This is a genomic window from Acidovorax sp. BL-A-41-H1, assembly GCF_051942715.1.
Genome location: NZ_JBPVJQ010000001.1, coordinates 22,325 through 35,147, shown reverse-complemented (window position 1 = coordinate 35,147; position 12,823 = coordinate 22,325). Strand labels below are relative to the sequence as shown.

The 12,823-nt window shown below is 65.1% G+C and carries 9 protein-coding genes; 5 read left to right on the top strand and 4 right to left on the bottom strand.

Annotation, left to right across the window (positions count from 1 at the left end; all coding sequences use genetic code 11):
- Positions 1-9: 9 nt before the first annotated feature.
- From ACTPOI_RS00145 to ACTPOI_RS00130, 4 genes are all read left to right on the top strand, one after another.
- Positions 10-1,050, top strand: a complete 1,041-nt coding sequence (locus tag ACTPOI_RS00145; protein ID WP_440105322.1) for an ABC transporter permease — start codon at positions 10-12, stop codon at positions 1,048-1,050.
- Positions 1,047-2,054, top strand: coding sequence for an aldo/keto reductase (locus ACTPOI_RS00140; protein WP_440105320.1), 1,008 nt, complete (start codon positions 1,047-1,049; stop codon positions 2,052-2,054). Before ACTPOI_RS00145 ends, ACTPOI_RS00140 begins: the two co-directional genes overlap by 4 nt.
- 45 nt (positions 2,055-2,099) lie before the next feature.
- Positions 2,100-2,954 (top strand): class I fructose-bisphosphate aldolase, encoded by an 855-nt coding sequence (locus ACTPOI_RS00135; RefSeq protein ID WP_440105318.1) that lies wholly within the window; start codon positions 2,100-2,102, stop codon positions 2,952-2,954.
- 192 nt (positions 2,955-3,146) lie between these two features.
- Positions 3,147-7,826, top strand: a complete 4,680-nt coding sequence (locus tag ACTPOI_RS00130; RefSeq protein ID WP_440105316.1) for an Ig-like domain-containing protein — start codon at positions 3,147-3,149, stop codon at positions 7,824-7,826.
- A 112-nt stretch (positions 7,827-7,938) separates the two neighbouring features.
- On the opposite strand, the gene ACTPOI_RS00125 is transcribed toward ACTPOI_RS00130, so the two are convergent.
- Positions 7,939-8,577 (bottom strand): 3-oxoacid CoA-transferase subunit B, encoded by a 639-nt coding sequence (locus ACTPOI_RS00125; protein WP_108617554.1) that lies wholly within the window; start codon positions 8,575-8,577, stop codon positions 7,939-7,941.
- 2 nt (positions 8,578-8,579) lie between these two features.
- Positions 8,580-9,287 carry a CoA transferase subunit A gene (locus ACTPOI_RS00120; protein ID WP_440105314.1) on the bottom strand — a complete coding sequence of 236 codons (708 nt, stop codon included), beginning with the start codon at positions 9,285-9,287 and terminating at the stop codon, positions 8,580-8,582.
- Between the two features lie 76 nt (positions 9,288-9,363).
- Here ACTPOI_RS00120 and ACTPOI_RS00115 point away from each other — a divergent pair, with 76 nt between their 5' ends.
- Positions 9,364-9,909: a PAS and helix-turn-helix domain-containing protein gene (locus ACTPOI_RS00115; RefSeq protein WP_137748992.1), complete on the top strand. Its 546-nt coding sequence runs from the start codon at positions 9,364-9,366 to the stop codon at positions 9,907-9,909.
- A 76-nt stretch (positions 9,910-9,985) separates the two neighbouring features.
- Here ACTPOI_RS00115 and ACTPOI_RS00110 read toward each other — a convergent pair whose 3' ends face one another.
- Together ACTPOI_RS00110 and katG are read right to left on the bottom strand one after the other, a co-directional pair.
- Entirely contained in the window at positions 9,986-10,384 is a 399-nt protein-coding gene (locus tag ACTPOI_RS00110) for a carboxymuconolactone decarboxylase family protein (protein ID WP_440105312.1), read from the bottom strand.
- A gap of 115 nt (positions 10,385-10,499) precedes the next feature.
- Positions 10,500-12,695, bottom strand: a complete 2,196-nt coding sequence (gene katG / locus ACTPOI_RS00105) for a catalase/peroxidase HPI (RefSeq protein ID WP_440105310.1) — start codon at positions 12,693-12,695, stop codon at positions 10,500-10,502.
- Between the last annotated feature and the right edge of the window lie 128 nt (positions 12,696-12,823).

The following is a 12,823-nucleotide window of genomic DNA, read 5'->3' as shown; positions in this document are numbered from 1 at the left end:
GGAAATGGCATGAATCACCCCGCACAACTGGATGCCGGCAGCGTGGCCGGCCTGCAGCCCCTGCGCGAGACCCAGCAACCGGGAGGGCCCGGAAAGCCGGGCGGAACCAAGCTCACGAGCATGCGCGAGATGGGCCTCCTGGTCATCATCCTGGCGCTGTGCGTGGGCATGAGCTTCGCCTCGCCCTACTTCCTGACCTGGGACAACATCCGCGCCATGCTGCTCTCGTTCTCCATCGAGGGCATCGTGGTGGTGGGCATGACCATTTTGCTCATCGTGGGTGGCATCGACCTGTCGGTGGGCTCCGTCGTCTGCTTTGCCATGGTGGTCACGGGCAAGCTGTTCCTGATGGGCATGGACCCGTGGACGGCCGGCCTCATTGCGATCGCGGCCAGTGCCCTCATCGGCGCCATGATCGGCGGCTGCGTGGTGCGCATCGGGCTGAACCACTTCATCGCCTCGCTGGCCTTCATGGTCATCGTGCGCGGCCTGTGCCTGGCGCTCACCCAGGGCACGCCGCAGTCGCTGTTTTCGCTGCCGGCCTCGTTCAAGTTCATCGGCCAGGGCAACCTGTTCGGCATTCCGGCGGTGATCCTGATCTTTCTGTTCATCGTGGTGGTCAGCGACTTCGTGCTGCGCCGCGCCAGCCTGCTGCGCCGCGTGTTCTACACCGGCAGCAACGAGAAGGCGGCGCTGTACTCGGGCATCCGCGTGGGCCACGTGAAGTTCTGGGTCACGGTGCTGTGCGCGGCCTCGGCGGGCCTGGCCGGCGTGATCTACACCGCACGCTTCGGCGCCGCCACGCCGACCTTCGGGGTGGGCATGGAGCTCAACGTGATCGCGGCTGCCGTGATCGGCGGCGCCAGCCTCAAGGGCGGCTCGGGCACGGTGCTGGGCGCCGTGCTGGGCCTGGCCCTGCTCTCGGTGGTGACCAGCTCGCTGATCCTGCTGGATGTCTCGCCCTACTGGCAGGACGTGATCAAGGGCCTGATCCTGCTGGCCGCCGTGACCATCGACCACCTCATGAACACCCGAAAGACCAAGCGATGAATGCCGTGATGATGAACGCAGCGATGAAGACCACCACCCTGGGCCCCTCGGGCATCCAGTGCTCGGCCATTGGCCTGGGCACCTGGGCCATGGGCGGCTGGATGTGGGGCGGACAGGACAGCGCTGCCGCCACGCAAGCCATACACGCCTCGCTCGACGCAGGGGTAACGCTGATCGACACCGCGCCGGCCTACGGCCTGGGGGCCTCCGAACGCCTCGTGGGCGCCGCGCTCAAGGGCCGCCGCCACGAAGCCGTGATCGCCACCAAGTGCGGCCTGGTCTGGCACACGCAGCAGGGCACGCACTTCTTCGACGAAGACGGCCACCCGGTCTACCGCCACCTGGGCCGCGCGTCGATCTTCCACGAGGCCGAGGAGAGCTTGAAACGCCTGCAAACCGACTACATCGACCTGTACATCACCCACTGGCAGGACAGCACCACGCCCGTGGAAGAGACCATGGACGCCCTGCTCGACCTCAAGAAGCAAGGCAAGATCCGCGCGATCGGCGTGAGCAATGTGGACGCCCCGACGCTGGCCGAGTACCTGCGCCATGGACCCGTGGATGCCGCGCAGGAGCGCTACAGCCTGATCGACCGAGAGATCGAGCAGACCCTGCTGCCCCTGTGCGGCCGCAACAACGTGGCCATCCTGGGCTATTCCTCGCTGGCGCTGGGCCTGCTGGCCGGCCCCATCGACCCGGCACGCCAGTTCACGGGCGACGACCAGCGCGCCACCAACCCACGCTTCAGTGCGGCCAACCGCACACGGCTCCAGGCCTTCTTCGATGAGCTGGAGCCCCTGCGCCGGCAGTTCGGCTGCTCCTTCGGGCAGTTGATGATCGCCTGGACGCTGGCCAGCGGCAGCGTCTCGGTGGCGCTGTGCGGTGCGCGCACGCGGGCGCAGGCCACCGAGAACGCAACCGCCGGTGCCCTGGATCTGCCCGAGGAGGCCGTGCAGCGCATCGACGATGCCGCCAGCGCCCACCTGAAGGCGCTGGCCTGACCCCTCTGCATATTCCCCAACACCCCAACCCAAGGATTTTTTCGTATGTCGAAAGACAAGACCGCGCGCCTGAACCGTTTGCTGACCCATGGGCGCTGCCTGGACATCGCTCTGGACCACGGCGTGTGCAACGAACCGAGCTTCCTCAATGGCCTGGAGGACATGCCCGGCGTGATGGACAAGCTCGTCGCCGCCGCGCCCGATGCCATCCAGCTCAACTACGGCCAGGCCGACCTGCTGCAGGAGCGCCCGGGCCGCAACAAGCCCGCGCTGGTGATGCGCCTGGACATGGGCAACCCCTACAACGCCACGGCCCACCGCGTGATGTGGGCCGTGCTGCAGAACGAGCACGACCCGGTGCTGCCCGCCGTGCAGCGCGACGCGGCCTGCGTGGTGGTCAACCTGTTCATGCTGCCCAATGAGCCCGACCTGTTCCGCCAATGCGTGCAGAACATCGCGCGCGTGCGCGCCGACTGCGACCGCTACGGCATGCCGCTGATGATCGAGCCGCTGGTGATGCGCCCGCACAGCGACCAGGGCGGCTACATGGTCGATGGCGACGCCGAGAAGATCGTCACCCTGGTGCGCCTGGCGCGCGAGATGGGCGCCGACATCGTGAAGGCCGACCCCACCACCAACCCCGCCGACTTCCACCGCGTGGTGCAGGCCGCGCGCTGCCCTGTGCTGGTGCGCGGCGGCGGCCGCGAGGACCTGCAGCAGGTGTTCGCCCGCTCGCGCGTGCTGCTGGACCAGGGCGCCGTGGGCATGGTCTATGGCCGCAACGTGTACCAGCATGCCAAGCCCTCGGCGGTGGTCGATGCTCTGATGGCCATGATCCACCGCGGTGCGAGCGCTGCGACTGCCTGGGACATCTACAGCACGGGGACGCACGCGTCCTGAGGCCACAAGCGCATTGCGCGCAGAAGACTGCGCACCGACGAGAGCAGAACAAGAAGAGAGGGCCCCAGGAGAAAGCCCGGCGGCCGGTGGCGAGGGAGCCACCGGCCTGGCGCACCTGTGCGCGCCTGCGGCGGGCGATCACGAGGATCGAGGAAGAAGGTTCAGACAGAACCGCTCAAACAGGAGACGACGATGAAAATCCGGTATTACCTGATGGCACTGCTGCTGCCGTTCGCCACCTTGCTCACGCATGCGGCGATCACGGGGGTCAGCCCCATGACCACCCTCACCACCATGGCGGCAGCGGTCACGCGGGCCGGCGAGGTTCCTCTCCCACTGCAAGGGCCAGGCCTGGGCAATCTCACCTACACCTCGGCCGAGCTGTTCAAGCCGGTCTCCATGATCACCCGGGCCTCGGGCGACGTGCCGGCCACCTACCCCGGCCGCAAGGACTACGGGCTGAACGTGGGCATCATGCTCAACGGCTATTTCCTGACCTCCTTCGCGCCCGACAGCGGCCTGGGCCCGGGGGGCTTTCTGCTCTACGACGTGTCCAACCCGCGCGCCATCGTGCTCGTCAAGAAGATCTACGAGCCCGAAGGGCGCACCAAGGAGTTCCGCGAGGCACACGCCTTCGGCACGGCCAAGATCGGTGGCCGCCAGTACGTGGTGGTGCCCAGCATCAAGGGCATCGAGTTCTGGGACTTCACCGACATCAACAACATCCAGCAGGTCAAGAAGCTCTCCCTGCCCACGGTGAACGGCGGCGACTACACCAACGTGGCCTGGCAGCTGTGGTGGCAGGCCCCCTATGTGTACGTGGCATCGGCCAACGACGGCGTCTACATCGTGGACGCCAGCGACCCGGCCAATGCCGTCATCGCCAACCGCGGCGCGGGCAAGCCCAACCCGGTGCCCACGGGCGAGCTCGGCGGCTTTCGCGTCGGACCCATCTTCACCATGGGCAACCACATGGTGCTGACCTCGATGGACAACACCGATGGTTTTGCCAGCCTGGACATCTCCGACCCGCTCAACCCCAAGGTGCTGGACACCGTGGGCTCCAACCCCAACTACTACGCCACCTGCTTCGATGGCCGCAACCTGCATGCCTCGGCCCGCGGTGGCGGCGCCAGGATGTACAGCTACGACCTGCTGGACCGCACGCGGTTCATGGCGGAGGACAACCGCCTGGTCATTGACGAGCAGCTGTACTGCGGCACGCAGGACCACTACGTCTTCCAGGGCGCGCAGTTCAAGGTGCACAAGGTGGACGTGAGCAACCCACTCAACCATGTCGAGGTGGGCCAGGGCAGCCTGTTTGCCACCAACGACCCCGAATACTCGCACGCCGATCACGGCCAGGTCGCGCCCATGGGCAACCTGCTGTTCATCGGCAACGACCACGGTTCGGGCAGCGGCTTCATCGTTCACCAGACAGCACCCGACACCACGCCGCCCGCCGTCAAGCAGACCTCGCCCGCCCACGGTGCGAAACAGCAGGCACTGACCTCGCGCATCGGTGTGGGCCTGACGGACAGCATCCGGCCCGAGAGCGTGAATTCCGCCACCTTCATCGTGCGCCCGGTCAACGGCAACACCTTGCAGGGCACCTACAGTGTGCAGTTGGGCATCATCAACTTCCATCCTGCCCAGCCACTCTCAGCGGGCACCAGCTACGAGATCCTGCTGCCCGCTGGAGGCGTGAAGGACTACGCAGGCAATGGCATCGCCACCCAATACCGTGCGGTGTTCCACACCGGCAACGCCACCGATATCAGCCTGATGAACCACTGGCCACTGACCCGCAGTCTGGTCGATGAAATCGGCGCCAACAACGGCACGACCTCGGCCGCCGACCGCTTCGAAAGCATCGGACTGAACTTCGCGCAGCGCAACGCCGGTGTCGTTCTCAAGAACGACAGCGTGGCCACAGCCCTGGGGGGCACGGCGTCTGTAGCCTTCTACATGAAAACCACACAGAACGGATCGCCCAACCCCTGGACGGCTCCTGGCATCTTCGGGCGCGACCAGGCAGGGGGTGCAGACGATGTGTTCTGGGGCTGGATCGACAACAACGGCCGTCTGAATCTGTCGGTAGGAAACGTGGCGACCAACAACCCCGGCACACGCTCCGGGGCGCCGGTCAACGATGGCAACTGGCACCACGTGGTGATGACGCGCGACGCGGCCTCAGGCGTGCAGACGATGTACATCGACGGCGTGAAGACCACGTCCACCGGCCTCACCGGCACCAAGGGCTTGAACAACAAGTTTGCGCTGCTGGGCCAGCTCCAAGGCACCAGCGACTTCTTCCGGGGCACCCTGGCCGACCTGCGTGTGTATGGCCGTGTGCTCAGCGATGCCGATGTCACGCAACTGCAGTCACAGGCTCTCATCGGCGATGCCGGGGTGAGCAACGGGACACAGTTCGTGAACGGGCAACTCACCTTCGACCCAAGCCGGCTGGGCGGGGGCAGCGGCGCCACCTACCGCTGGAACTTCGGCAACGGCACACAGACGGATTTCCTGAGCCAACCCCGAGTCACCTACAGCTACAACCGCCCGGGCCATTACACCGTCACGCTGACGGTGCGCGACGCGGGTGGCCAGGAGACCTATTACACGTTCACCGTGACGGTGGTGTTCCCGACAACTGCCGTGGCACCCACACACTCCAGCAACATCGTGGGAGATGCCAACACCGTCTACAGCGTTAACCCGGACAGCGGCACGGTGGCCGCCATCGATGCCCAGGCACTTACCAAGCGCTGGGAGCAGCGGGTGGGCGACGAGCCCAAGACCCTGGCCCGCGCGCCCGACGGGCGCATCTGGGTGACAGTGCAGGGCGAAGACAAGCTGGTGGCGTTGAATCCGTCCGATGGCACCGTCGCCGCCACCGTGGCACTGCCCTACGGCAGCGGCCCGTACGGCGTGGCCTTCACCCCCAACGGAACCACCGGCCTGCTGACGCTGGAGAGCAAGTCCACGCTGATGGCATTCGACCCCACCACTGGCAACACCACCGGCACGCTGGTTCTCGACGGCGACGTGCGCGGGATTGCGGTGGCGGCAGACTCGCAGACGGCCTACGTCACCCGCTTCAAATCGAAGATGACGGGCGGCCAGCTGCACAAGGTGGGACTCAATGGACTGCAACTGCTGTCCACGATTGCCCTGCCGGTGGACACCACCACCGTGGACACCGAGAACAGCGCGCGTGGAGTGGCCAACTACCTGAGCCAGGTGGTGATCTCGCCCGATGGATCGCGTGCGGTGCTGCCCGGCAAGAAGGACAACGTCGTGCGTGGCCGGTTCCGCGACGGTAAGGATCTGCTGCACGATCAGACGGTGCGCTCCATCCTCTCGCAGGTGGATCTGGCGCAGGCCACGCACCTGCTGCCCGAGCAGATCGACTTCGACGACCGGGCCCCGGCACGCGCCGCCCTCTTCTCCCCTGCGGGCGACTATTTGTTCGTGGCGCAGATGGAGGGCAACAACATCGCCATCGTCGATGCCTACACCCGCGCCGTGCGTGGCGAGATCAATGCCAGCAGCGCGCCGCATGGCCTGTACCTGGACGCCACGCGCAAGCGCCTGTTCGTGAACAACTTCCTCGCACGCTCGGTCACCGTGCACGACGTGGCCGACGTGCTGGCCTCGCGCAGCGCTGCAGCGGTGTTCCTGCAGAACATCACCACCGTAGCGCAGGAGCCCCTGGCGGCAGCCGCGCTGCGCGGCAAACTGGTGTTCTACAACGCGGCGGACCGGCGCATGAGCAAGGACAACTATATGTCCTGTGCCAGCTGCCATGCCGACGGCGGCGACGACGGTATGGTCTGGGACTTCACCCAGCGGGGCGAGGGCCTGCGCCGCACCATCAGCCTGCAAGGCAGGCGCGGCACCGGCCATGGCAAGCTGCACTGGAGCGCCAACTTTGACGAGGTGCAGGACTTCGAGAACGACATGCGCAGCGCTTTCGGTGGCACTGGCTTCCTGAGCGATGCCGACTTTGCCGCCACGGCCGATCCGCTAGGCGCCCCCAAGGCCGGACGCAACGCGCAGCTCGACGATCTCGCAGCCTACCTGGCCTCGCTCAACAAGTACCTGCGCAGCCCGGCGCGTGCGGCCGATGGCAGCCTGACAGTGGAGGCCGCACGCGGTCAGACCCTGTTCGCCAGCGCCAACTGCGCCAGCTGCCATGCGGGCGGCACCTTCCAGGATGGCCTCCGGCACGATGTGGGCAGCATCCAGCCCTCGTCGGGCAAGGGCGGCAACCAGCCGCTGGCTGGCATCGGTTTCGACACACCCACCCTGCTGGGTAGCTGGGCGGCCAAGTCCTACCTGCACAACGGACAGAAGGCCAGCGTGCTGGATCTGATCACCGATGGCCACGGTAACGCCGCAGGTTTGCCAGCCGCGGACCGGCAGGCGCTGGCGGCTTATGTGCGCTCGCTAGACACCGCTGCCGACTACACCACGCGCCTGCGCTCCAACCACAGCAATCTGTGCGTCAACATCCGAGGGGCATCGGCCAATGTCGGCGCAGTGGCCATCCAATGGCCCTGCGGCACGGCCAGCAATGAAACCTTCACCGTGCGCAGCGTGGCAGGCGGCTATGTACAACTGGTCGCACGCCACAGCAACCTCTGCCTGGCACAGGACAGCATGGCGGCAAGTGGCGCCGGTGTGGTGCAGCTGGCCTGCACGGTGGGCAACACGGCGCAGTGGACGTTGTCCGGATCGACGCTGCGCAACCGCGCATCGGGCGCCTGTCTTGATGTGCCCAACAACTCGACTGCGCAGGACATCCCCCTGCTCACTTGGACCTGCAACGCGGGCAACAACCAGAATTGGCTCCAGTTGCCCTGACCGTTACCCCCAGACTCTGGGGACTCCACGAGCAAAAAAAGCCGGGGCCCTCAGGCCCCGGCCTCATGCGATGGGCTGTCGCCAGACCATTCACGGAAAAGTGCAGCCTTTGTTACTGCAGGATGGTCACACCGGTCTTGGCTTGCAACGCCTCAAACGTTACTCCTGGTGCCAACTCCACCAGCTTGAGACCTTGTGGCGTCACATCCAGCACGGCAAGGTCGGTGATGATGCGGTCCACCACACCCACGCCCGTGAGCGGCAACGTGCAGGCGGGCAGGATCTTCAGGTCTTCAGTGCCGTCCTTCTTCTTGGCGACATGCTCCATGAGCACGATCACGCGCTTGACGCCGGCCACCAGGTCCATCGCACCGCCCATGCCCTTGACCATCTTGCCGGGAATCATCCAGTTGGCCAGGTCGCCCTTTTCGCTGACCTGCATGGCGCCCAGGATGGACAGGTTGATCTTGCCGCCACGGATCATGGCAAACGACTGGTCGCTGCCGAAGATGGACGAGCCCTTGATGGTGGTCACCGTCTGCTTGCCCGCGTTGATCAGGTCTGGGTCCACCTTGTCTTCGGTCGGGAAGGGGCCGATGCCCAGCATGCCGTTCTCGGACTGCAGCCACACTTCCTTGTCACCGGTGAAATTGGCCACCAGCGTGGGAATGCCGATGCCCAGGTTCACATAGAAACCGTCTTCGAGTTCTTGTGCCGCACGGGCGGCCATCTGGTCTTGGGTCCACGGCATGGTCAGGCTCCTGCTTTCTCGGTGATCGTGCGCTTTTCGATGCGCTTTTCGGGGTTGGCATTGAGCACGATGCGGTGCACATAGATGCCGGGCAGATGGATGTCGTCGGGGGCCAGCTCGCCCACTTCCACGATCTTTTCCACCTCGACGATGCAGACCTTGCCTGCAGTGGCGGCGGCGGGGTTGAAGTTGCGCGCCGTCAGGTTGAAGCGCAGGTTGCCCGACTTGTCGGCCACGTCCGCCTTGACCAGCGAGACTTCAGGCACCAGGGAACGCTCCATCACGTAGGTTTCGCCGTCAAATTCGCGCAGCTCCTTGCCCTCGGCCACGATGGTGCCCACGCCGGTCTTGGTGAAGAAGGCCGGGATTCCCGCGCCGCCAGCGCGCAGCTTTTCGGCCAGCGTGCCCTGGGGGGTGAATTCCAGCTCCAGCTCGCCCGCCAGGTACTGGCGCTCAAACTCCTTGTTCTCGCCCACATAGGACGAGATCATCTTCTTGATCTGGCGGGTTTCCAGCAGCTTGCCCAGGCCGAAGCCGTCCACGCCCGCGTTGTTGGAGATCACGGTGAGGCTCTTCGCACCCGAATCGCGCAACGCGTCGATCAGGGCCTCGGGAATGCCACACAGCCCGAAACCGCCCACGGCCATGAGCTGGCCGTCTGCAACCACGCCCTTCAGGGCCTCGGCTGCGGAGGGGAATATCTTGTTCACCACGATCTCCTTATGAATTGGGATGCGCTACGATACTACGTATCTAAATAAGTAGTTTCTCGTAAAGACTTGCACTATGGACGTTGACTACCGACTGGCTTTCGACATGGCCCCCGTGGGGCTGGTGCTGTCACGCAACCGCACCATGGTCGACTGCAACCGCCATGTCTGCGAGATGTTCGGCGCCTCGCGCGAGGTGCTCATCGGCCAGTCGTTCCAGATACTGTACCCAAGCGCCGACGAGTATGAACGCCTGGGCGCGCACATGGAGCCTATCCTGAACGCCAAAGGCCACTATGCGGACAACCGCATCATGAAGCGCGCCAACGGCGAGGTGTTCTGGTGCCATGTGTCGGGCCGCGCGCTCAACCGCGAAAATCCGCACGCTTCTGGCATCTGGAGCTTTGAAGACCTGAGTTCGCAGCGCACCGTGAAGGCCGAACTCACAGGCCGCGAGCGCGAGGTGGCCGCACGCCTGCTGGAAGGCCTGACCTCCAAGGAGATCGGCCGGGCGCTGGAGATCAGCCACCGCACCGTGGAGATCTACCGCGCGCGCCTCATGCGCAAGTACAACGCATCCACCGCCGCCGACCTGGTGCACAAGCTGCTGGCGGGTGGATAGGCTCCCACGGTGGCACTGGCTGGGTACAGCCAGTTCTATGGGCGACAGGCAGCAGTCCAAACCAAAGACCGCATCGTCAGCCCCTCTTGGGCCCGTCGATCACCTCGGCCGCCGTGCGGAAGGCCTCCACGGCTGCAGGCAGGCCGCAGTAGATGCTGGCGTGCAGCAGCACTTCCTGAATCTCTGCCGACGTGGCTCCGTTGTTGAGCGCGCCGCGCACATGGCCCTTGAGTTCGTGCTGCTTGCCCAGCGCCGTGAGAAAAGCCACGGTGATCAGGCTGCGCGTCTTCATGTCCAGCCCCGGCCGCTGCCACACATCGCCCCAGGCATTGCGGGTGATGAACTCCTGGATCGGCTGGGTGAATTCGGTGGCATTGCCAAAGGCATTGGCCACAAAGTCCTCGCCCATGACCTGCTTGCGCGTGGCCAGGCCTTTGTCGAAGTCCTTGGTGGAGGGGGTGGGTGGTTGCGTCATGCGGCTCTCTGGTTCGGTTCTTTGGGGGCCACCATCGTAGCGGCCCCGTCCACGCACAAAGAAAAACGGCCCCTGCAATTTCCATCAGGATCTGCAGGAGGCATCGGCACAACGCTCAGGCCTTGGCGGCCGCCAGGTCAAACCGGTCCAGGTTCATCACCTTGGTCCAGGCGCGGACGAAGTCCTGCACAAACACCGCCTGCGCATCGCTGCTGGCATAGACCTCGGCCAGCGCGCGCAGCACGGAGTTGGAGCCAAACACCAGATCGGCCACCGTGCCGGTCCATTTTTTGGCACCTGTGCTGCGATCCACACCTTCCAGCACGCCCGCCGAGGTGGCGGACTTCTGCCACTGGGTGCGCATGTCGAGCAGGTTCACGAAGAAATCGTTGCTCAAGGTGCCGGTGCGCTGCGTAAAGACACCATGGGCCGTCTGCCCTACATTGGCACCCAGCACGCGCAGGCCACCCACCAGCACCGTCATTTCCGGCGCGGTCAAGGTGAGCTGGTTGGCGCGGTCCACCAGCAACTCGGCCACAGCGCCTTCCAGGCCGGGGCGCACGTAGTTGCGGAAACCATCGGCCACAGGCTCCATGACCTCGAACGACGGCACATCGGTCTGGTCCTGCGAGGCATCGGTGCGGCCGGGGGTGAAAGGCACGGTCACGCTCTGCCCGGCATGCTTCGCTGCGGCCTCGACGGCGGCGCCACCGGCCAGCACGATAAGGTCGGCCAGCGATATCTTCTTGCTGCCGGTCTGCGCGGCATTGAAGTCGCGCTGGATGGCTTCGAGCTGGCCTAGCACCTTGGCCAGTTGCGCAGGCTGGTTCACAGCCCAGTCCTTCTGCGGCGCCAGACGGATGCGTGCGCCATTGGCACCGCCGCGCTTGTCGCCGCCCCGGAAGGTGGAGGCCGAGGCCCACGCCGTGGACACCAACTCCGAAATGGACAGGCCCGATGCCAGCAACTTGGCCTTGAGCGCAGCAATGTCCTGTGCATCGACCAGTGCGTGGTCCACGGCCGGGACCGGGTCTTGCCACACCAGCACCTCGGCAGGCACTTCGGCGCCCAGGTAACGCGCACGCGGCCCCATGTCACGGTGCGTGAGCTTGAACCAGGCGCGCGCAAACGCATCGGCAAACTGCTCGGGGTGCGCCAGAAAGCGGCGCGAAATCTTTTCGTAGGCCGGGTCAAAGCGCAGCGACAGGTCGGTGGTGAGCATGGTGGGCACCAGTTTTTTCGACGGATCGTGCGCGTGCGGGATCGTCGCCGCAGCTCCCTTGGCCGTCCACTGGTGGGCGCCCGCCGGGCTCTTGGTCAGCTCCCATTCGTAGCCAAACAGGTTTTCGAAGAAGTTGTTGCTCCACTGCGTGGGCGTGGTGGTCCAGGTGACTTCCAGGCCACTGGTGATGGTGTCGCCACCCTTGCCAGAGCCATGGCTGCTTTTCCAGCCCAGGCCCTGTTCCTCAATGCCCGCGCCTTCGGGCTCCTTGCCCACCAGGGCCGCATCGCCCGCACCGTGGGTCTTGCCAAAGGTGTGGCCGCCAGCAATCAATGCCACGGTCTCTTCGTCGTCCATGGCCATGCGTGCAAAGGTGTCGCGGATGTCACGGGCGGCGGCGACGGGATCGGGGTTGCCATTGGGGCCTTCGGGGTTCACATAGATCAGGCCCATCTGCACGGCGGCCAGCGGGTTGGCCAGATCGCGCTCGCCGCTGTAGCGCTTGTCGCCAGCCAGCCAGGTGCTTTCAGCACCCCAATACACGTTTTCATCGGGCTCCCACACATCGGGGCGGCCACCAGCAAAGCCAAAGGTCTTGAAGCCCATGGATTCCAGCGCCACGTTGCCCGCCAGAATCATCAGGTCGGCCCACGAAATCTTGCGGCCGTATTTCTGCTTGACGGGCCAGAGCAGGCGGCGCGCCTTGTCCAGATTGGCGTTGTCGGGCCAGCTGTTGAGCGGTGCAAAACGCTGCTGCCCTGCCCCGGCGCCACCACGCCCGTCTGCCAGGCGATAGGTGCCCGCACTGTGCCAGGCCATGCGCACAAACAGCGGACCGTAGTGGCCAAAGTCTGCGGGCCACCAGTCCTGCGAGTCGGTCATCAGGGCGCGCAGGTCGGCCTTGAGCGCTGCAAGATCGAGGCTCTTGAATTCCTCGGCGTAATTGAAGCCGTCTCCCATCGGGTCGGTCAGCGGCGAGTTCTGGTTCAGGGGGCGGAGATTGAGCTGGTTGGGCCACCAGTCGGCATTGCGGGGGCCCGTGGGCACGGCCTTGGTGTGGTCAAAGGGGCACTTGGCTTCGGTGGTCATGGGGCATCTCCTGTAAGAACGTGAATGAACGCATCAACAGGGCAGATGGTAGGAAGCAATCGATGACAGGTAAATTGAATCGATTGAATCCCATTAATAGCCAATTTCAATAGAACATTGAAACACCA